Origin of the sequence: Clostridium acetireducens DSM 10703 (genome assembly GCF_001758365.1) — a bacterium.
Lineage (GTDB): Bacteria > Bacillota > Clostridia > Clostridiales > Clostridiaceae > Clostridium_C > Clostridium_C acetireducens.
Genome location: NZ_LZFO01000011.1, coordinates 25,703 through 46,494, shown reverse-complemented (window position 1 = coordinate 46,494; position 20,792 = coordinate 25,703). Strand labels below are relative to the sequence as shown.

At 28.1% G+C, this 20,792-nt stretch carries 22 protein-coding genes; 21 read left to right on the top strand and 1 reads right to left on the bottom strand.

Features of this window, described 5'->3' with window-relative positions; translation table 11 throughout:
* Positions 1–39: 39 nt before the first annotated feature.
* Positions 40–2,088 (bottom strand): MASE3 domain-containing sensor histidine kinase, encoded by a 2,049-nt coding sequence (locus tag CLOACE_RS05090; RefSeq protein ID WP_070109959.1) that lies wholly within the window; start codon positions 2,086–2,088, stop codon positions 40–42.
* A 230-nt stretch (positions 2,089–2,318) separates the two neighbouring features.
* Between CLOACE_RS05090 and CLOACE_RS05085 the strand changes: the two genes are divergently transcribed.
* From CLOACE_RS05085 to fliS, 21 genes are all read left to right on the top strand, one after another.
* Entirely contained in the window at positions 2,319–3,158 is an 840-nt protein-coding gene (locus CLOACE_RS05085; RefSeq protein WP_070109958.1) for an aminotransferase class IV, read from the top strand.
* A 940-nt stretch (positions 3,159–4,098) separates the two neighbouring features.
* Complete coding sequence (locus CLOACE_RS05080; protein ID WP_070109957.1) at positions 4,099–6,063, top strand: DUF342 domain-containing protein; 1,965 nt, start codon at positions 4,099–4,101, stop codon at positions 6,061–6,063.
* 11 nt (positions 6,064–6,074) lie between these two features.
* The gene (locus CLOACE_RS05075) at positions 6,075–6,521 is read left to right on the top strand and encodes a chemotaxis protein CheW (protein ID WP_070109956.1); all 447 of its coding nucleotides are present in this window, start codon (positions 6,075–6,077) and stop codon (positions 6,519–6,521) included.
* A gap of 17 nt (positions 6,522–6,538) precedes the next feature.
* Positions 6,539–7,027 carry a chemotaxis protein CheD gene (locus tag CLOACE_RS05070; protein WP_070109955.1) on the top strand — a complete coding sequence of 163 codons (489 nt, stop codon included), beginning with the start codon at positions 6,539–6,541 and terminating at the stop codon, positions 7,025–7,027.
* 27 nt (positions 7,028–7,054) lie between these two features.
* Positions 7,055–8,134 carry a protein-glutamate methylesterase/protein-glutamine glutaminase gene (locus CLOACE_RS05065; protein WP_070109954.1) on the top strand — a complete coding sequence of 360 codons (1,080 nt, stop codon included), beginning with the start codon at positions 7,055–7,057 and terminating at the stop codon, positions 8,132–8,134.
* A gap of 2 nt (positions 8,135–8,136) precedes the next feature.
* On the top strand, positions 8,137–8,910 hold the full coding sequence (locus CLOACE_RS05060; protein ID WP_070109953.1) for a CheR family methyltransferase: 774 nt from the start codon (positions 8,137–8,139) through the stop codon (positions 8,908–8,910).
* 12 nt (positions 8,911–8,922) lie between these two features.
* Positions 8,923–10,989, top strand: a complete 2,067-nt coding sequence (locus CLOACE_RS05055; RefSeq protein WP_070109952.1) for a chemotaxis protein CheA — start codon at positions 8,923–8,925, stop codon at positions 10,987–10,989.
* Positions 10,990–11,001: 12 nt separating this feature from the next.
* Complete coding sequence (locus CLOACE_RS05050; RefSeq protein ID WP_070109951.1) at positions 11,002–11,601, top strand: chemotaxis protein CheC; 600 nt, start codon at positions 11,002–11,004, stop codon at positions 11,599–11,601.
* A gap of 16 nt (positions 11,602–11,617) precedes the next feature.
* Positions 11,618–11,977 (top strand): response regulator, encoded by a 360-nt coding sequence (locus CLOACE_RS05045; protein ID WP_070109950.1) that lies wholly within the window; start codon positions 11,618–11,620, stop codon positions 11,975–11,977.
* Positions 11,978–12,045: 68 nt separating this feature from the next.
* On the top strand, positions 12,046–12,447 hold the full coding sequence (locus tag CLOACE_RS05040) for a chemotaxis protein CheW (RefSeq protein ID WP_070109949.1): 402 nt from the start codon (positions 12,046–12,048) through the stop codon (positions 12,445–12,447).
* A gap of 20 nt (positions 12,448–12,467) precedes the next feature.
* A complete protein-coding gene (fliM, locus tag CLOACE_RS05035) occupies positions 12,468–13,463 on the top strand; it encodes a flagellar motor switch protein FliM (protein WP_070109948.1) in 996 nt (331 codons plus the stop codon).
* Positions 13,456–14,676 (top strand): flagellar motor switch phosphatase FliY, encoded by a 1,221-nt coding sequence (fliY, locus tag CLOACE_RS05030; RefSeq protein WP_070109947.1) that lies wholly within the window; start codon positions 13,456–13,458, stop codon positions 14,674–14,676. Before fliM ends, fliY begins: the two co-directional genes overlap by 8 nt.
* 197 nt (positions 14,677–14,873) lie before the next feature.
* On the top strand, positions 14,874–15,149 hold the full coding sequence (locus CLOACE_RS05025; RefSeq protein ID WP_070109946.1) for a flagellar biosynthesis anti-sigma factor FlgM: 276 nt from the start codon (positions 14,874–14,876) through the stop codon (positions 15,147–15,149).
* Between the two features lie 15 nt (positions 15,150–15,164).
* A complete protein-coding gene (locus CLOACE_RS05020) occupies positions 15,165–15,569 on the top strand; it encodes a flagellar protein FlgN (RefSeq protein WP_070109945.1) in 405 nt (134 codons plus the stop codon).
* A gap of 14 nt (positions 15,570–15,583) precedes the next feature.
* A complete protein-coding gene (gene flgK / locus CLOACE_RS05015; protein ID WP_070109944.1) occupies positions 15,584–17,419 on the top strand; it encodes a flagellar hook-associated protein FlgK in 1,836 nt (611 codons plus the stop codon).
* Between the two features lie 15 nt (positions 17,420–17,434).
* The gene (flgL, locus tag CLOACE_RS05010; RefSeq protein WP_070109943.1) at positions 17,435–18,982 is read left to right on the top strand and encodes a flagellar hook-associated protein FlgL; all 1,548 of its coding nucleotides are present in this window, start codon (positions 17,435–17,437) and stop codon (positions 18,980–18,982) included.
* Positions 18,983–19,013: 31 nt separating this feature from the next.
* Positions 19,014–19,442, top strand: coding sequence for a flagellar assembly protein FliW (fliW, locus tag CLOACE_RS05005; RefSeq protein WP_070109942.1), 429 nt, complete (start codon positions 19,014–19,016; stop codon positions 19,440–19,442).
* 1 nt (position 19,443) lies between these two features.
* A complete protein-coding gene (gene csrA / locus CLOACE_RS05000; protein WP_070109941.1) occupies positions 19,444–19,659 on the top strand; it encodes a carbon storage regulator CsrA in 216 nt (71 codons plus the stop codon).
* Between the two features lie 27 nt (positions 19,660–19,686).
* Complete coding sequence (locus CLOACE_RS04995) at positions 19,687–20,067, top strand: flagellar protein FlaG (protein WP_242866396.1); 381 nt, start codon at positions 19,687–19,689, stop codon at positions 20,065–20,067.
* A gap of 27 nt (positions 20,068–20,094) precedes the next feature.
* Positions 20,095–20,382 (top strand): hypothetical protein, encoded by a 288-nt coding sequence (locus CLOACE_RS04990; RefSeq protein WP_070109940.1) that lies wholly within the window; start codon positions 20,095–20,097, stop codon positions 20,380–20,382.
* A gap of 12 nt (positions 20,383–20,394) precedes the next feature.
* Positions 20,395–20,781 carry a flagellar export chaperone FliS gene (gene fliS / locus CLOACE_RS04985; protein ID WP_070109939.1) on the top strand — a complete coding sequence of 129 codons (387 nt, stop codon included), beginning with the start codon at positions 20,395–20,397 and terminating at the stop codon, positions 20,779–20,781.
* The last annotated feature ends 11 nt before the right edge of the window (positions 20,782–20,792 follow it).

Genomic DNA, 20,792 nt, shown 5'->3' with positions numbered 1-20,792 from the left:
TCTGAAATTCTCCACAACTCTTCACTCTTACCTCTTAACTCAAAAATATATGTCTGAAAATTCTATGTAAACTTTATCCATTATATTCTTATAGTTACTCACTTCTATATCAGCACAAGCTTCTTCTAAAGCCTGGTCTACTGGAATTTTAACTATAAATTCTGTTCCCACACCTAAAGTGCTTTCTAAGTAAATTGTTCCACCGTGTAGCTCTGCAAGAGATTTAGCTATAGTAAGACCTATGCCGCTACCTTCTCTGTTTCTATTTAAAGATTTATCTTCTTGCATAAAGGGCTTAAATATATTTTTTTGATTTTCTTTAGAAATACCTATGCCGTTATCTTTAACACTTATTAATATAAAATCTTTATTATCATATATATTAACTTTAATAAATGTACGCTCTTTTCCGTATTTTACAGAATTAGATAGTAAATTTAATACTATTCTTTCTATTAATTCAGCATCACATCTTATGTATTTTTCTTCTACTTCTGTATCAAATATTATATCTATGTTTTTATCTTTTATATATGAATATACTGCCAATGTAGTGTTTTCTACTATATTTACTATATTGTAATTTCTAAATTTAGGAGTTAAAAATCCTTCGTATATTTCTGTAATGTCTATTAAATTGTTAATAAGTCTAATTAGTCTAAAACAATTTTTTTTCATAACTTTATTGTATTTTTTTATGGATTTTATATCTTTTCTTTCAATATGTACATCATTAAGTTGAATAATACTATATAATATATTTACAGGAGTTTTTAACTCATGTGATAAATTAGAGAAAAATTCTGTTTTTATTTTTTCTGTTAATTTTTCTATTTCTAATATTTTTTCAATTTGCTCTGCTCTTTTCCTTCCAGTAATGTCCCTTATTATATATAAATTATATTTTTCATTATTATTTTTTATAGGTATAGATACTATTTCTATATTTATTTTTGAATTATCTTTTCTTAAAATTTCCTTTTCTGTAAAAAATGATTGAGTTTCTTTTTCATAGAAATTTATTTTATTAAGTGTTTTTGATATATTTAATATATTTCCTAAATACTCCATAGGTTTTCCTATTAACAAATCTTTTTTTTCTAATTCAACTAACTCCAAAATTCTTTTATTTATATATTTTATTTTGGAATCTTTTGTAAGTATTATTCCCTCTGGAATAGATTCTACTAGCACTTGGTAATTTTCTCTGCTTTTTTTTAATTTTTTTTTGACTTTTTTAAGTTCTAAATTTTGATTATTTAACTTTTCATTTTTTATTTTTAAATTTTTAAATATAGTATCCAAAGGAACTTTAAGCACATTTTTTATTATTGCTTCATAAAGTAAAAAATAAGAAAACAATTTAAATAAATGAGCTGCTATATTAAATAAATCTCCATACTTTGTGCCCATACGAATTATAAAAAAACAAAGTGAACTTATTATTTTAAAAGCTATGAAATTGTACATTAATTTAAAAATTTTATTGTTAAAAATTTTTTTGCATTTTAAAACTTTAAAAAATATAATAATATTTAAGTAAAATACTATTCCTATGCTTATATTCCAGTAAATGGTTAAATAATTATGATCATTTAGCCATTTATAATTATTTCTAAAAATGAACAATAAAATAATAAAAGCCAATATGATAAAATATCTTATTAAAGTTTTCTTTAAATTTATTTTTTTATTTAAATATGTAAAAGATACTAATAGAGAAATTGTTTCTAAATACATTCTAAATATAAACACCAATATAGATAAATTGTTAATGTGATTTACTGTTTGATTACAGGAATTAAAATGCATAGTTTGCATTAATAAAAATAAAGATATAAATCCATAAGCAGTGCCTATAAATGTAAAATAATTATTTTCACATATTTTATAAGTATTAAAAACTATAATTGAAACACAAATTCCTACTATTGCAATAATTAATTCTATTAAAATATGAATATGCAACTCAGTTTTAATAGAAGCAGAATTTATAATAATAGATAAAATTATAATTAAGGCAATACAAAAAATACAAATATTGCTGTTGTTATTAATTGATTTTATTTTCTTAATGACCTTTTCCATGAAACCCCACCTATTTATTATTTTACTATACATTATATTAATACTATTTTTATTATTGAAAATCCTTCCATTTTAATATATTTTTTTATACAACTTATTTTTAATTATTTTTTCTCTGAAATTATTTCAATAACATGTAATAGAAAGTACTTTTAAATCATGTAATAGGTGGTATAATATAGTTAGCTAAAAATATAGAATATTAAAACAAAGAAAAGGAATGAGTTTTTATGTACGAGTGCTTTAGAGATTATTTCATAGAAAATGGTGAAGTAAGGGAAAAAGAACAATTCAATATGGATATATTAAAAAAAGGAAAAGCTTTATATGAGGTTTTAAGGGTGATAGATGGAGCACCTTTATTTTTAAAAGAACATATACAAAGGCTTAAAAATTCCGCAGATATTGTAAATTTAAAATTATGGGTAAGTGAAAAACAAATAGAAGAGCAAATATTTAATTTAATAAAAATTAATAATGTAAAAGATGGTAATGTTAAAATAGTATTTAATTACATAAAGCAAGTAGAAAAATTCAGTAAAAATAATTATGCTATATATTTTTTAAAGCATAATTATCCTGAAAAACAGCAGTACGAAAAAGGAGTACCTACTATTTTATATCATGGTGAAAGAGAAAATCCTAATGCAAAAGTTATAAATATAGATTTTAGAGCAGCTGTAAATGAAGAAATTAAAAAATGTAATGTTTATGAAGCTATTTTAGTAGATAGGCAGGGCTATATTACTGAAGGAAGTAGATCAAATATATTTATGATAGAAGGAAAGAATGTAATAACTTCTCCTGTAGAAGCAGTGCTTCCAGGAATTACAAGGGAATTTATAATTAGAGTTTGTAAAAGCTTAGGTTATACAGTGAAGGAAATGAAATTTCACTATAATGATATAAAAAAATTACAAGGATTATTTATATCAGGCACATCACCTAAAGTACTGCCAATAAACAAAGTAGATAATATGGAATTTAAATCCGCAGAAAATCCTGTTATTAAATCTATAATGGCAGGTTTTGATAAGGCAATACAAGAAGATATAAAAAAGTATAATTAGACTTAAATAAAGCACCAGCCTATGCTCTTAAGTAGGTTTTTGTTCATTGATTTCTCACATTTACTACATATTGTAGATGTTTTAATTTAGGATAATTTCAGATAAAAAACAATAGCACTTTAGTATAAATTTAGAGAAAAAATAATTGAAAATAAACTGTGTAAAAATAATAATACTAGTAGCATAAAGGAATTTTGTAAATAATTAGAATGAATTTTAGACAATCTTAAAATAAAAAATAAAAAAACTCCGTAATTCATCACAGGACGTGATGAGCCAATTTCCGCCCCAAGGACGGGGCATAAATTGGGTAGGAGTTTTTTTATTTTTTATTCTTAGAGTGTCTTAATGAAATGACTTATTTACAAAATTCCTTTATGCTACTAGTATTATTATTTTTACACAGTTTATTTTCAATTATTTTTTCTCTAAATTTATACTAAAGTGCTATTGTTTTTTATCTGAAATTACCTCAATTTAAAGCAACAATGTATAAAGTGAAAAAATATCTGGAAATCAAGGGAGATTACAATTTTGTACTTAATAATTTTTTACTTTAATTCTAGAGCATATATTTTAAAATCAAGTTATTAAATAACTTATATAATATTATATTTAAAAAAAACATAAATTTTAATGAAATATTTACTTTAAATTACAAAACAAAGAAGGAATTTTAAATTTAATAATGAATACTTAAATATAACATATAAATTGTATTTTTATCAAAAGTACAGTGCATCAAAACATTATAAAGAATAGTGCAAAAAAAACGATAAACAAAATGTATATGTAAATACTGCATTTTAAGTATACTTTTTTAGTAAATATATGAATGTATGATTATTATTGAATGTATAATTATTAATAAATATATAAATATGTAGTTATTTAATATAAATAGTTTCAAATTTGTGTTTTAATTAAGGAGGGAGCATTTTTGTTAAAAGAAGAATATACTTCAAAAATATATACCTGTAAATCCTTAGAGAGTGTTTTAGAAAAAGCTAGTTTGGATTTAAATATACCTAAAGGAAATATTGATTACAAAGTAATAGAAGAAAAAAATGGATTTTTTAGAAGTTCCATTACTATAGAAGTAAAAGTACCTAAAAAACATAAACCTAATGTAGAGGAGCCAAAGGAAAAACACAGCAATGATGGAAGTGTGAAAATAGACTGTGGTGAAATAATAGTTAAAAATCCTAAAGAAGAAGGAGAAGCAGCCTTTATAGTTCCAGATAAAAATGTTAAGTTAATTGTAGATGGAAAAATAGTATCTGGAAAAATTCCTGTTTATGAAGAAAGCAAAATAGAAGTGGAATTTGAAAAAAATAAAGCTACTAGGGAATGTAATGTAGTTACTAGCAATAATAAAATGGAAGCTTATTTAACAATAAAGTATACACCAGAAAATGTATATAACTTAAAAGATAAAAATGAAAATAGAGTTGTTTTGCTAGAAGGAGAAGTAATAGAGCAAAATTGCCCTCCTAAATATACATTACAAGAAATTAAACAAGAATTATCCAAAATGCACATAGTATATGGTATAATAGATAAAAATATACAAAATGCTATAAAAAGTGATAGCAATAACATATTAGTAGCTAAAGGTGAAAATATGGAAAATGGTGAAAATGATAAAATAGAAATAAAATTTGCTATGGATAAAGATATAACAATGCTAGAAGAAGATAATGAAGGAAAAATAGATTTTAAAAGTATAGGTTCTGTAGAAGCAGTTAAAAAAGGAGAAGTTTTAGCTGAGTTAATAAAAGGCAAAGAAGGAAAAGATGGCATAAATATTATGGGAGAAGTTAAAAAACATAAGCCAGGAAAAAGTATTTTTATAAAAGCAGGAGAAGGTTGTACTGTAGAGGAAAACAAGGTTATAGCAACTATAGATGGAAAGCCCTGTATGAGGTCTAATTCATTTTATGTAAATCAAGTTCATGAAGTTACAGGAGATGTGGAAATAAAGACTGGAAATATCAAATTCATTGGTGATATAATAATTCATGGAACTGTTAAAGAAGGAATGGAAGTAGAAGCAGGAAGTTCCATAAACATAATGAAAGATATAGAAAGGGCTAATATAAAAGCTGGAGGCGATGTAGACGTAAAAGGCAATATAATAGCTTCAAAAATACAATCTGGAGGAGAAGATGTATTAAAAATAAAAGCTATTAAAGATTTGCAAGATATGTATGATGCTTTAAAAAAATTAATGGCTGCTGTAGAAGAAATAAAAAAATTCAACTTGTTAGGTCAAGAAAAGCACGATGGCGAAATAATAAAAATACTTATGGAAAATAAATTTAAAAAAATATCTAGATTATGCATAAAAATAATAGCAGATATAAATATGGTAAAGACCTTTAAAGAGGATGATGAATTAGTAGAATTAATTAGAGAAAAATTAATGGGAATTGCACCTATAAATATAAAGCACTATGGGGAGCTAGAAGAAGCATTAACTTTAATAGAAGAAAGGTTGGCAATACTTAAAGGAACTCTTTCTATTCCAGTAAATGTTAAAATATCCTATTGTCAAGATTCAAAAATATTTAGTTCAGGAGATATAATAATTACTGGAAAAGGTGAATATGTATCCAATCTTCAGTCTAATAATTCAATATATTTTATTCAAGATAGAAGCTTAGCTAGAGGAGGCACTATAAAGGCAAAAAAAGAAATAAAAGCTAAGGTAATAGGTAGCGAAGCAGGAGTAGCTACTACACTTCAAGTAGAAGAAAAAGGTCATATATGGGCAGATATAGCCTATCAAAATACTGTATTTATAATAGGAAATAGAAAATTTATATTAGACGTGCCAAGCAGAAATATACATGCTTATTTAAATAGTGAAGGAGATATTATAGTAGATAGATTAAAATTATAGGAGGAATATAAATGGAAACCAGGGAATTAAAAGTATTAATTTTTAGCATAAATGATGAATACTATGCTGCAGATATTATGGAAGTTGAAAGAATATTAGGATATCAAGAGCCTACAGAACTTCCAGATTCACCTTCTTTTGTAGAAGGAGTAATAAATTATCACGGCACTATACTCCCAATAATATCTCTATCAAAAAGGTTTGGTTTTGAAGAGGGAGAAATAAAAAAGGATTCGAAAATAGTAGTAGCAAAACAAGAAAATAATAAAATAGGTATAATAGTAGATGTGGTTTCAGAAGTAAGTGATGTAAATGTAAAAAATATGGAAGAAGCTCCAGAAATAGTAGCAGGTATATCCAAAAGATATATAAAAGGACTTATAAAAATAGAAGGTAAAATAATTATATTTTTAAATTTAAGCACTATACTCACTGATGAAGAGAAAAAAATGATTTAATTTGAAAGGTGCGTATTATGGAGATAGTAGAAATAAAAGTTGGAATTGCAGATTTAAATGTAACTAAATCCCCAAATAAAATTATAACAGTAGGCTTAGGATCCTGTATTGGCATAGCCTTATATGACAAAGTAAATAAAATAGCTGGATTAGCACATATAATGCTTCCTAACAGTACTCAATTTACTAAAGTAACAAATCCATTAAAATTTGCAGACTTAGCAATTCCAATTTTGATAGATAAAATGAAAGAAAAAGGAGCCAATACAAGAAGTTTAAAAGCTAAAATAGCTGGTGGAGCCTCTATGTTTAAATTTTCAGATAAAAGCATGATTATGGATATAGGAAATAGAAATGCAAAAGCAGTAAAAGAAAAATTAAAAAGTCTTTCTATACCTATTTTATCAGAAGATACAGGAGGAAATAATGGAAGAACAATGATAATTGATGCATTGGATGGAGTAGTACAAATAAAAACTGTAGGTAAGGGAATAAAAGAAATATAGCTTTTATTATAATGGAGTGATTTTATTATGCATAAGATAAAGGTTTTAGTGGTAGATGACTCAGCTTTAATGAGAAAAATAATATCAGACATGATAAATTCTCAAGAAGATATGGAAGTTATAACTACAGCTAAAAACGGAGAAGATTTTTTGAATAAATTAAACAAATATAAACCCAATGTAATAACTTTAGATGTAGAAATGCCCAAAATGGATGGTATTACTGCATTAAAGGAGTTAAAAAAGAAATATATACAAATACCAGTAATTGTACTAAGCAGTGTTTCATCTAAAGGTCCTAAAATGACTATGGAATGTTTAGCTAATGGAGCTTTTGATTTTTTAGCTAAACCCTCTGGAGCAATATCTTTAGATATAAACAAAGTACAAGAAGATTTAGTATCTAAAATAAGATTAGCTAGTTTAAAAGACAAAAACAATTTGCAAGAAATAAAAAAATCCACAATAAAAGAAAAAGATTTAACAAAAGAAAAAGATTTAAAAAGAGAAATAAAAAGTAGTAATTATAAAAAAACAATAGAAGCCGTGGTGATAGGAGCTTCAACAGGAGGTCCTAAAGCATTATATAAAGTAATAACTAGTCTTCCAAAAAAATTTAATGTACCTGTATTTGTAGTACAACATATGCCAGCAGGATTTACAAAAGCTTTTGCAGAAAGATTAGATGCAAATAGTCCAATAAAAGTAGTAGAAGCTAAATCCGGGGATTTAATAGTTAAAGATGTAGTGTATATAGCACCAGGAGGATATCACATGGAAGTTGGAAAAGACAAAAGAATTCACTTAAATGAAGATCCACCTGTATGGGGAGTAAGACCTGCTGTAGATAAATTATTTATATCTGCTTCAGAAGTGTATGGTTCTAATTTATTAAGTGTAGTTTTAACAGGCATGGGAAAAGACGGAGCTGATGGAACGGTAAAAGTAAAACAAGCAGGAGGAATAACATTATCAGAAGATGAATCCACCTGCACTATATACGGAATGCCTAAAGCTGCTTTTGAAACAGGAAAAGTAGATAGAGTATTTCCAATAAATGAAATAGCAGAAGAAATAATAAAAGCTGTACAGCTAAGCAGGAGGTAAATATGGAAAAAGATTTAGAGTATTTTAAGAATTGGGTATTAAAAGACTTTGGTATAAACTTAAATGCTTATAAACCAAATCAGCTTCATAGAAGGTTACTTAGTCTTATGTCTAGAGTAGGTGTAAAATCTACTAATGAATATATAGAACTTTTAAAAAAGGATAATGAGCAAAGGCAAAAATTTTTGGATTTTATAACTATAAATGTAACAGAATTTTTTAGAAATCCTGAAATATTTGAAGAATTAAATAAAAAAATAAAAACAGAATTACTTACAAATAACAAAAAATTAAACATATGGAGTGCTGCTTGTTCTATTGGAGCAGAGCCTTATTCTGTAGCAATTATATTAGACAAAATAACTCCTAATATAAATCATAGAATACTAGCTACAGATATAGATTCTACTATATTAAAAAAAGCAAAAGAAGGCATATACTCAAAATCAGAAGTAAAAAATATAAAAAAAGAAGATTTAGACAAGTACTTTAAAATAGAAAATGACAAATACATTATAGATACAAAAATAAAAAATAAAGTTACTTATAAAAAACATGATTTAATATTAGATAATTACGAAAAAGAATTTGATTTAATTATATGTAGAAATGTAGTAATTTATTTTAACCAAGATATAAAAAATAAAATATATGAAAAATTTAGTAAAAGCTTAAAAAAAGGTGGTCTTCTTTTTGTAGGGGCTACAGAAAGCATATACAATTACAAGGATTATGGCTTTGAAAAGGCTTCTACATTTATATACAAGAAGTTATAAGGAGGGATAGAAATGGATACATCTCAATATATGTCAATGTTTCTGGAAGAATCTATGGATAATCTTCAAAGTTTAAATGATTCATTGCTTCAATTAGAACAATATCCAGAAGACATAGACAAGCTAAATGAGATATTTAGAGTGGCACACACCATAAAAGGTATGGCAGCTACTATGGGGTTTAGCAAAATGGCAGAGCTAACTCATAAAATGGAAGATGTACTTTCGGAATTTAGAGAAGGTGAGTTAGCAGTAACTCAAGGCGTAGTCACCATACTATTTAAATGTTTAGATACACTAGAACAAATGGTTAATAATATATCTGACGGTGGAGATGAAGATGTAGACATAGAAACAGTACTAAAAGAATTAGAAGCTATTGCAGAAGAAGGAACTTTAGTAGAAGAATCTTTAGAAGAAAAAGACATAGAAGAAAACGCAGTAAGTGTAGAAAATAAAAAAACTGAAATAGAACTTAACGAATACGATATAAATATTATAAAACAAGCTACAGACAAAGGATACATTCCCTATGAACTAATAATAAGATTAAGTGAAAATACACTTTTAAAATCTGCTAGAGCTTTTTTAATATTTAAAAACTTAGAAGAATATGGAGAAATAATAAAATCTGTTCCTCCAGCAGAAGATATAGAAAATGAAAACTTTGATTTTGAAATAGGTTTAATATACATTTCTACTAAAAACAAGGAAGAAATTCGCAACATTTTAATGACTATATCTGAAGTAGAAGAAGTTTTTATCGATAATATAGATATAGAGGCAGAAAGGGCAAAAAAAATAGAAAATTATGCAATACAAGCAGAAAAAGTAAAAGAAAAAGTAAAGCAGCAAGCAACGGAAGTTTTACAAAAACCTAAACAAAAAGAATTAAAATCTAAAAAAGTTGTTAGCAATGGTGGAAAAAATAAAGAACAAAACCATAAAAAAACTCATCAATCAGTAAGGGTAGATTTAGAAAGACTAGATAAATTTATGAATATGGTATCTGAATTAGTTATACACAGAACAAGATTAGAGCAAATAAGCATAAATTATAAACTTAGTGATTTAAATGAAACATTAGAACAAGTGGCAAGAACTACTTCAGATTTACAAGATTTAGTTATGAAAATAAGAATGCTTCCTCTTGATGTAGTGTTTAATAGATTTCCAAGAATGGTAAGAGACCTTTCAGTAGAACTTGAAAAAGAAATGGAATTAATAATACAAGGACAAGATACAGAATTAGATAGAACAGTAATAGACGAAATAGGAGAACCACTTATACATTTAATAAGAAATTCAGCAGACCATGGTATAGAAAAAAAAGAGGAGAGAATTGCCAAAGGAAAAGACCCTGTAGGAAAAATAAGATTAATATCTTATCAAGAAGGAACAAAAGCAGTAATAAAAGTAGAAGACGATGGTGCAGGTATTCCTGTAGATAAAGTAAAAGAAAAAGCAGAACAACTAGGTATAGATACTTATGGAATGTCTGATAATGATATAAGAAATCTTATATTTGTACAAGGATTTAGCACCAATAAAGAAGTAACAGATATATCAGGAAGAGGAGTAGGTATGGATGTAGTAAAAACAAAAATTGCATCCTTAGGTGGTACAGTAGATTTAATAAGTGAAGAAGGCAAAGGTTCTTCCTTTATAATAAGATTGCCACTAACTCTTCAAATAATACAAGCTCTTTTAGTAAAAATAGGAGAAGAAACTATGGCAATATCCCTAGGATATATAGATAGAGTTATAGATTACAAAGAAGATTTAGTTAAAGTTACCAATAACAAAGAAGTAATAATTTACAGAGGCAATGTAATTCCTCTTATAAGAGTATATAAAAAATTAGGTATTGAAAAATCTAAAGAAGAAAAGAACTATATAGTTATAGTAAATATAGGAGAAAAAACAGTAGGCTTAATGGTAGATTCGCTACTAGGACAGCAGGAAATAGTAATAAAACCTCTAGGCAAAACTCTACAAGGATTAAAGGAATATATAGGAGCTACTATACTAGGAGATGGTCTTGTAACTTTAATACTTGATGTTTCTGCTTTAGCATAAGGAGGAAAATAAATGACATATGAAGAATTAACACCTATACAACTAGATGCTTTAAGAGAAGTTGGAAATATTGGAGCAGGAAATGCAGCTACCGCATTATCGCAGCTTATAAATAGAAAGGTAGACATGACAGTGCCTTTTGTAAATTTAGTACCTTTTGATAAAGTATTTGATTCTATAGGAGGAGAAGAAGTAGTAGTAGGAGTTATAGTAAGGGTTTTAGGAGACACGCCAGGCAATATATTATTTATATTTGAAAAAGATGTAGCATTTTACTTAGTAGAAATTTTAATAGGTCAGAAGGTAGAAACATTAACAGAACTTTCAGAATCAGTAATATGTGAAATAGGAAACATAATTTCAAGTTCTTATATGAATGCTATAGCTAAATTTACCAACTTAGTTATAATGCCTTCTGTACCAGCAGTAACCTGTGATATGCTAGGAGCAATACTTTCCACAACTTTTATAGAATCTGGTCAATTTGATGAGTATGTTTTAGATATAGAAACTAAATTTTTAGAAAATAATTCTGAAATAAGTGGACATTTTTATTATGTACCAATGCCTGGTTCACTAGAAAAAATATTAAACACTTTGGGAGTAAATTAAATTTGGAGGTAGAAAAATGGCAAAAGTATTAATTGTTGATGACGCTGCTTTTATGAGAATGATGATAAAGGATATACTAGAAAAAAATGGATTTGAAGTAGTAGGAGAAGCAAATAATGGAATAAAGGCAATAGAAATTTATAAAAAAGAAAAACCAGATGTAGTAACTATGGACATAACCATGCCAGATATGGATGGAATAGAAGCTGTGAAACAAATAAAAGAAATGGATCCAAACGCAAAAATAATAATGTGCAGTGCCATGGGACAGCAAACTATGGTAATGGATGCTATTAAAGCAGGCGCTAGAGACTTTGTAGTTAAGCCTTTCCAACCAGATAGAGTACTTGAAGCTATTAACAAAGTATTAGGATAGTATTAATTAGTTAGCTGTTTTTTACATCAGCTAACTAATTAATTAAACTAAAGTAAGGAGAGGAAAATATGCAAGTAGTTATATTTAAATTAAGTAATGAGCAATTTGCTGTAGACACAGATAGAGTTCAAAGCATAACTGATATGACAGAAATAACTAGAGTTCCTAAAGCACCAGCTTATATAAAAGGACTTATAAATTTAAGAGGAAATGTAATATCACTTTTAGATATAAATCTTTTATTAGATGTAGAAAAAAGTGGACAAGAACAGACAAATATAATAATACTAGATATAGAAGAAGAAATGGTAGGAATAACAGTAGATCAAGTAGACGAAGTACTAGATGTAGAAGAAAATTTAATAGAAAAATTTGAAAATGAAAATAAAAAGGCTTATGTAAAAGGAATTATAAATTTTAAAGATAGAGTGGTAACATTAATAGATATAGATAAACTTTTACCAAACTAACAAAGAAATGAGGGATAAGCATGGCAGACGTTTTATCACAAAGTGAAATAGACGCTCTTTTATCTGCCCTGTCCTCTGGTGAAATAACACCAGACGAGTTGCCAAAAGAAGAAGAGAAGCAAAAAGTAAAGCCTTATGATTTTAAAAGTCCACAAAAATTTTCTAAAGACCATATAAGAACTTTAGAGCTTATCCATGATAATTATGCAAGAATAATAACAAATTATTTAACAGCACAAGTTAGAACAAATGTAAAAGTAAAAATAGAAACTGTGCAGCAGATAACTTATGAAGAATTTATTCACTCAGTACCGAATCCAACTATACTGACTATATTTAAAATGCTTCCTTTAAGCGGATCCATACTATTTGAAACCAATCCACAATTTGTATTTCAAGTAGTAGATGTGCTTTTAGGAGGAAGTGGCATATCGAAATATAAAATGAGAGAATTTACTGATATAGACAAAAACATTATAAAAATAATAAACCAAGGTTTAATAACAAATTTAAAACTTGCTTGGGAGGATGTTTTACCTGTAGAGCCTGAAATAAAAGGACTAGAAACCAATCCAGCACTAAACCAAACCTTGGCACCAACAGAACCAGTAGCTCTTATAACTTTTTCAGTAGAAATGGGTAAAAGTAGCACTTTCATAAATATCTGCATACCATATTTAAGCATAGAAAAAGTACTAGATAAATTAGTAGTGCAATATTGGTTCCAAGAAAATGATGAAGAAATACTAAAAGAATCAAGACAAAAATTAAGAAACAGGTTAAACATTGTAGATGTTTACCTATCAGCAGTACTAGGAAAAACTACTATTACCGTAGAAAATTTTCTAAATTTATCTATAGGAGATATAATAACTTTGGATGAAAAAACAGATGAACCAGTAAAATTAATGGTAGAAGATAAAGCTTATTTCTATGCTAAGCCAGGAACTATAAATAAGAATATGGGAGTAGAAATACTTGATATTATAGATAAGGATGTGGAAAAATATGAATGATGGTTTCCTTTCGCAAGAAGAAATTGATTCTCTTCTAAACGGTCCAGGAGATAAAAAAACTGAAGAAAATACTGCTCCAGCAGACAAAAAAAATGAAAATGAAGAAAAAACAGTACAACCAGAAAATAATTCAAATGAAAATTCAGAGATTTCTGATTTAGAAAAAGATCTATTAGGTGAAATAGGAAATATATCTATGGGTTCAGCCTCAACAGCTTTATCACAAATAATAAATCAAACAGTAAATATAACCACACCCGTAGTAAGCGTAACCACATTAAAAGATTTAAAAAACACATTTGAAGTGCCCAATGTAGCCTTAGAAGTTAAATACACCAGCGGCATAATGGGAGAAAATCTTTTAGTTATGAAAGTAATAGACGCTGCAGTAATAGCTAATTTAATGATGGGTGGAGAAGGTGTTGTAGATGAAAAAATTGATAATTTATCAGAACTAGAAATTAGTGCAGTATCAGAAGCAATGAATCAAATGATAGGTTCATCCGCCACTTCCATGGCAACTATGCTAGCCAGAGAAGTAAATATATCACCACCAGAATCTAGAGTTTGGAATGATATAACAGAACCACTATCCCAAAATATATCAGAAAAAGAACCAGTAGTAAAAGTTTCTTTTAAATTAAAAATAGGAGAATTAGTAGACAGCCATATAATGCAACTACTTCCTATGATAACTGCTAAAAAAATAGTAGCCATAATGATGGGAGAAGAAGTAGCAGAAAATCAACCTACTGAATCAACAAGTGCTGTAGCCTCTGCACCTGAAAAACCAGCACCACAACCAGAGCCAACTATACAGCAAACACCACCAGTTTCTGCCAAAGAACCTCCAATAAAAACAATATCTGAAAAGCCAATAGAATCATCACCAAAAGTAGAAGTAAAACAAGCAGCTTTTCAAAATCTTGGAGCATCAAAAAATGAAAATTTACCAAGCAATATAGATTTAATATTAGATGTACCCCTTGAAATATCTGTAGTATTAGGCAGAACAAAGAGAAATATTAAAGAAATACTAAATTTTGGAACTGGTTCTTTAATCGAGCTAGACAAGCTAGCAGAAGAACCTGTAGAGATTTTAGTAAACGGCAAAAAAGTTGCTTATGGTGAAGTTGTAGTAGTAGACGAGAACTTTGGTGTTAGAATAACTAGTATAGTAACTCAAGAAGAAAGAGTGAAAAGCTTGAGATGAAAAATGACACCAGGAGTGTAAAAAATGGAAAGAGCACTCCTGTGAAAAAAATGACCCCAGTGGTGTAAAATTTAGTAATTTATTTTAAATTACCAAATTTTACACCACTGGGGTCATTTTTCATCAAAGGGTATAAACCTTACAAAAGTACATACGATAATAAAAATAGCAAGCAGTGTAAGAAACGAGGTGAAACCATGAAAATAAATGGAGTTAATATAAACAAAATAATTAATTCATACAACAATAACAACAAAGTAGATAAAAAACAAGAAATATCAAAAAAAGATTCCGTAGAAATATCCAATGTAGGTAAAAGCCTAAGTGCTTATTCAATAAATGAAAATTTCACCACTCCAAAGGAAAAAATAGAAAAACTAAAACAGGAAGTATCAAAAGGCACCTACAAAAGAGATGCTAAGCTAGTAGCAGAAAAAATAATACAAACTATAAAACAACAACAAACAAAATAAAATAGGAGGAGATTTATGAAGGAAAAACTCAACCTAATAATATTAGAAGAAATAAAATCTTTAAAATCACTGTTAAATCTTTTAGATGAGCAGTTTGAGTATATAAATAAAAACAATGTATTTGCTTTAGAAGGCATAGTTAAAAAAATAAAAAACCAAAATGCCCATATAGCAAAGTGGGAAATGGAGAGAAGGAAATTAACAGGGAAAAGAGCAATGAGTGAGGTAATAGCCTCCTTTAAAGATAAAGAAATAGAAGAAAACTATATAAAAATAAAGAATTTACTAGAAGAAGTAAAGCTGCAAAAGGATACTAATGAAGCTTTAATAAGGCAAAGCCTAGGTTTTGCCACAAGAATGTTAACACTTTTAAATCCAGATAGGACTCCAAAAACTTATGGGCCTAAAGGATTAAGATAAGGGGAGGATAAATAGTGTCAGGTTTATTTGGAACTTTAAATATAGCCAAAAGCGGTATATTTGCAAACCAAAGGGCAATAGATGTAACCACTCACAATGTGGACAATGCTAATACAGATGGATATTCAAGACAAAGGGCAGAGATGCAAACCAATAGACCTTTTTGTACACCATCTATGGACAATGCTGCAGGACCGGGACAAATGGGAACAGGTGTCCATGTAAGCCAAATAGCAAGAATAAGAGATACTTTTTTAGATTACCAAATAAGAGTAGAAAAAGGTATAAATGGACAGTACGAAGGAAGAGATAAATTTTTAAGAGAAATAGAAAATGTAATGAACGGATTAGATGAAACAGGTTTTGCTACTTTAATAGGAAAGTTTTTTGACTCTTGGCAGCAGTTATCAAAGCAACCAGAAACATCTAATGCCAGAACTGTAGTAGCACAGCAGTCAAAAGCCTTAGCTGATGAGTTAAATCACATGTATTCACAACTAGAAAAACTAAAAACTAACTCACAAGATTTAATAAAACAAACTACTATAGATGTAAATTCTCTTTTACATCAAATAAGCGATTTAAATAAAGAAATAATACAAGTAAAAGTAGCAGGAGACAACCCTAATGATTTAATGGATAGAAGAGATTTACTTTTAGATGAATTAAGCATAAAGTTTGGCATAAATGTAGAGAAAAAAGATTTATTTGGCATATGTGTAAACACAAAAGATGACCCTAACTCCAATGTGCCTATGAAGGATGGAAAACCAGTAAATTTAGTACAAAATGAACATCCAGAACAATCCGTTACTTTATCTTATATAAGCAAAATAGAACCTAGAAAAGATGATCCTGAAAAATACGATATAACTTATTACAAAAAAGGAAATATGAACTCTCCAAAAGATAAAGTAGTTATAGAAGGAGTAAAACTTACAGATGAACAATACAGACAAATAGATGAATGTAGAGTACTTTGGACAGACCATGATGGAAATTTATTAAACTCCAATGGAGAAAGTCTAGGAGAACCTAATGAAGGAAAATATACTGGAAGAACATTTAGCGGAGTACCAGGAAAAGAAAATGATATAATGATATTCACTCCTTCTTCAGGAGAATTCAAAGGCTACATGTCTGTACAACAAGACATAGACGAAGAAATAGATCAAATTAACAGACTAGCAAAAGCAATAGTATTTTCAGTAAACACCATACATAGTCAAAGCAATGAATCAGGAAATGACAATATGCCTTTCTTTGTAAACTTTGATATAGCAACCTACGAAAATAATATATTACAAAACAAAGAAAATGTACTAAATTCAGAAAAAGATATAACTGCAGCAAACATAAGCGTAAACAAAGAAATACTAGAAGACGTTATGAAAATAAAAGCAGCAAAAGAAGATGTACCACCAGCAGGAGAATCTGACGGAAACAGAGCTTTAGCCATAGCAAATATTAGAGACAGGCTAATGGAAATACAAAACATAGACAAAAATACTACAAGAGAAAACTTCTTAAAGAATGAATATTTTGCAGAAGACAAAACTCTAGGTATAAAAAACATAAAAAATTATTTAGGGGGAATGAATATAGATAACTACTTTAGAGATATAGTAAACACACTAGCAGTAAAAGAACAACAAGCAAAAAGAGTAGTAAAAAATCAATTTCAATTGCTAAAAAGTCTTCAACAATCAAGAGACTCAGTATCAGGAGTATCCTTAGATGAAGAAACAGCAAACTTAATACAATTTCAACATGCTTACCAAGCTAGTGCAAAAATTGTAGCTACAGTAGACGAGCTTTTAGATGTAGTTATAAATGGACTAAAAAGATAATAGGAGGTGTAAAAATTGAGAATAACCAATAAAATGCTGGCAAATAACTTTCTTGCAGACATGAGATTAAACTTAGAAAACTTGCAAACACTGCAACAACAATCAACTTCAGGAAAGGAAATAAGAAAACCTTCTGACAACCCATTTAAAGCAGTAAGAGCAATGCAAATGCACACAGATATAGCCACCAACAAACAATACAATGAAAACATAAAAGACACTAGAAACTGGCTAGACGAAACAGACACAGCTCTAGGACAATTAGGAAACCAAATGACAAGAGTAAGAGAACTTTTAGTATCTGCAGGAAATGCAGCTTATGGCAGCAGCGAAAGACAAAAAATAAAAGACGAAATAAACCAAATAGTAGACACCATGTCCCAAATTTTAAATTCCAGCTTTGATGGAAAATATATATTTGCAGGAACAAGAGGTACTACAAAGCCTACAACGATAATAAATAGATGGGAAACCACAAGTTTAGTAGATAAAGATGGAAACATTGTAAAAGACAGCGTGGCAAAGCTAGAAGGAAACTATGAAGGAGAAATAAATGTAGACTATGTTATAAAAGTGGAAGGGAAAAAAGTTAAAGTAAGCACCAATAAAGGAGCCACATTTGACAAAGAAGTAAAAAAAGATTCTGAAGGAAAATATGACCTAGGTAGCGGATTAAAAATCACTATAGCGGATGGGAATTTAGGCAAAGAATTTAAATTTAGCTGTACATCAGCTCAAAATTCAGAATTAGCATATAATGATAAATACGGAGAAGAACTAGACTTAAACAAATTACCTATAGAAGATTTAGAAAATTGGAATGGTAAATTTAAGATAAATGGACAAGAAATAGAAGTAAAGGAATTAAAAATAGATACAACAAATGATGAAAATAGCTCAAAACCAGAAGAATTAGCAGAACAAATAAATATGCAAATTAAAGATAAAGATATAAAAGCATCTATTTACTATGTAGAAGGAAAACCTTATATAGAAATTAAAAGCCAAAAGGGAGAAAAAATAGAAATAACTAATTCAGTAGATAAAGATAATAAAGAAATTCAACTGCCAAAAGCACTAGAAATCACAAAATCAAACAAAAAACAACTGGATATAATGGGAGAAAGATTAATAACAGAAGTATCCCAAGGAGTAACCATAGAATACAACGTAACTGCAGTAGAAATAATACAATTCACTGACGAAACAGGAGAAAAAAGAGACTTAAGAGACATACTAAAAAAAATAGTAGACCACTTAGACTCAGGAGACCCAGCAAAAGTAAAAGAAATATGCAACGGAGACATAGAGGCAATAGACAAAGCCTCAAACAATATACTAAAACTCCGCTCACAAGTAGGAGCAAAACAAAACAGAATGAAAGCTGCAGAAGAAAAAAACACTCAAGAAAACTTTGACATGACAGAAATACTATCAAAAACAGAAGACATAGACTTAACAGAAAAAACCATGCAATATGCCACTATGTTATCAGTATACATGGCATCACTGCAAACCAGTGCAAGAGTACTTCAACCTACACTAATGGATTATGTAAGATAAGCCTGACAAAATTCTAGAAAGAGGTGCAAAAATGAAACTAAACACAAAATACCATGGAATAATAGAATATAGTGAAAAAGAAATAATAAATTTCAAAAAAGGATTACCAGGCTTTGAAAACTTAAAAAAATTCATATTATTTACTGTAGAAGAAAATGAAATATTTAGCATACTGCACTCCATAGAAGACAGCCAAGTAGGCATAGTGGTAATGTCGCCTTTTATTGTATGCAAAGATTATCAATTCAAACTAGAAAAACAGCAAATAAAAGAATTAAATATAAAATCTGAAAAAGACGTAATAGCCCTAGTTACAGTAACACTAAGCTCCAATATAAAAAATATAACAGCAAACTTAAGAGCTCCTATAGTAGTAAATATAAAAGACAAAATTGGGGAACAAATAATAATAGAAAAAGAAGACTACAAAATAAAATACCCAATTTTTCAGGAGGAATAAAATGTTAGTAATAACTAGAAAAAAAGGAGAATCACTGCTTATAGGAGAGGATATAGAAATAACAATAGTAAAAGTAGAAGAAGGAGCAGTAAAACTATCCATATCTGCCCCTAAAAGCATAACCATATTGAGAAAAGAACTTTACGAAGAAGTAAAAAATGAAAATAAAAAAGCATTAAAATTTGATAAAAATATATTAAAAAATATAAAAAAATAATTCTCTTTAAAGAAAAGAGGTGTTATCGTGGAAATAAAACCAATAAATATGCAAATCAATATAGAAAATGACTACTATACTAATGCAAATAGGCTAGAAATAGAACAAATTTCAAAAGAAATACCAGATACAATGGTACAAAATGCTTACCCAAGAAAAAATACTTATGGTGAAAAAAAACCAGAAGAAAAAGAAGTAAAAAAATCTGTAGACAAATTAAACAAGCTATTAGAAGACAAAGAAACATATTTACAATATGAAGTTTACGGAAAATTTAACGACATAACTATAAAAATAATAAATAAAAAAACAAAAGAAACTATAAAAGAAATACCACCTAAAAAAATAATAGACATGGTGGCAAAGCTTTGTGAATTAGCAGGATTTTTTGTAGACGAAAAAGTATAGTAAAATCACCTGAAAGAGGGTTTTTTTATGGAATTTAAATTAAACAAAATTGACACAGAAATAAGACAAAGAATACAAGACGTTTCTAAAGATGGCAAAATTCACAGAAAAGCAAAAATAAAAATAGATAAAGATAATCAAAAAAACAAAAACTCCAGTGGAGAAAAATTTTCAGATTTACTTGAGAAAAACAAAAGCAAGCAAAAAATAGTTGTTACAGCAGTTAAAACTGAAACAGTAAAAGTAGATGCTTTCATTGAAAAAGATGAAAAAAAAGATGTAAAATCAGGCACATTTATAGATACTAAAAGGTAGGTGTATTTTTATATGTATGGAGCAGCAAAAGGATACAACGCTTATCAAAAAAACAGCGTAAACTTTGCTTCAAAAGAACAACTTTTATTAATGTTAGTAGAAGGTGCAGTAAAATTTTCAAAAATAGCAAAAAATGCACTAGAAGAAAAAGATAACAAAAAAGCTCATGAAAACCTAGTAAAAACTCAAAACATATTTTACGAACTAATGGTAACTTTAGATGTAAATAAAGGGGGAGAATGGGCAGAAAACTTAATGAGAATATACGACTTTATAATTTCTCAACTAGTACAAGCCAATGTAAAAAAAGATGTAAAAATACTAAATGAAACAATACCTCTAATAGAGGATATAAGAGATACATGGAATGAAGCTTATAAAAAATCTAAAATAGAATAGGAGGAATGGAA

Bases quoted from the DNA above. Each gene is read 5' to 3' on its own strand.
- CLOACE_RS05090 (WP_070109959.1), bottom strand. From the start codon at position 2,088: ATGGAAAAGGTCATTAAGAAAATAAAATCAATTAATAACAACAGCAAT.
- CLOACE_RS05085 (WP_070109958.1), top strand. From the start codon at position 2,319: ATGTACGAGTGCTTTAGAGATTATTTCATAGAAAATGGTGAAGTAAGG.
- CLOACE_RS05075 (WP_070109956.1), top strand. From the start codon at position 6,075: ATGGAAACCAGGGAATTAAAAGTATTAATTTTTAGCATAAATGATGAA.
- CLOACE_RS05070 (WP_070109955.1), top strand. From the start codon at position 6,539: ATGGAGATAGTAGAAATAAAAGTTGGAATTGCAGATTTAAATGTAACT.
- CLOACE_RS05065 (WP_070109954.1), top strand. From the start codon at position 7,055: ATGCATAAGATAAAGGTTTTAGTGGTAGATGACTCAGCTTTAATGAGA.
- CLOACE_RS05060 (WP_070109953.1), top strand. From the start codon at position 8,137: ATGGAAAAAGATTTAGAGTATTTTAAGAATTGGGTATTAAAAGACTTT.
- CLOACE_RS05055 (WP_070109952.1), top strand. From the start codon at position 8,923: ATGGATACATCTCAATATATGTCAATGTTTCTGGAAGAATCTATGGAT.
- CLOACE_RS05050 (WP_070109951.1), top strand. From the start codon at position 11,002: ATGACATATGAAGAATTAACACCTATACAACTAGATGCTTTAAGAGAA.
- CLOACE_RS05045 (WP_070109950.1), top strand. From the start codon at position 11,618: ATGGCAAAAGTATTAATTGTTGATGACGCTGCTTTTATGAGAATGATG.
- CLOACE_RS05040 (WP_070109949.1), top strand. From the start codon at position 12,046: ATGCAAGTAGTTATATTTAAATTAAGTAATGAGCAATTTGCTGTAGAC.
- fliM (WP_070109948.1), top strand. From the start codon at position 12,468: ATGGCAGACGTTTTATCACAAAGTGAAATAGACGCTCTTTTATCTGCC.
- fliY (WP_070109947.1), top strand. From the start codon at position 13,456: ATGAATGATGGTTTCCTTTCGCAAGAAGAAATTGATTCTCTTCTAAAC.
- CLOACE_RS05025 (WP_070109946.1), top strand. From the start codon at position 14,874: ATGAAAATAAATGGAGTTAATATAAACAAAATAATTAATTCATACAAC.
- CLOACE_RS05020 (WP_070109945.1), top strand. From the start codon at position 15,165: ATGAAGGAAAAACTCAACCTAATAATATTAGAAGAAATAAAATCTTTA.
- fliW (WP_070109942.1), top strand. From the start codon at position 19,014: ATGAAACTAAACACAAAATACCATGGAATAATAGAATATAGTGAAAAA.
- csrA (WP_070109941.1), top strand. From the start codon at position 19,444: ATGTTAGTAATAACTAGAAAAAAAGGAGAATCACTGCTTATAGGAGAG.
- CLOACE_RS04990 (WP_070109940.1), top strand. From the start codon at position 20,095: ATGGAATTTAAATTAAACAAAATTGACACAGAAATAAGACAAAGAATA.
- fliS (WP_070109939.1), top strand. From the start codon at position 20,395: ATGTATGGAGCAGCAAAAGGATACAACGCTTATCAAAAAAACAGCGTA.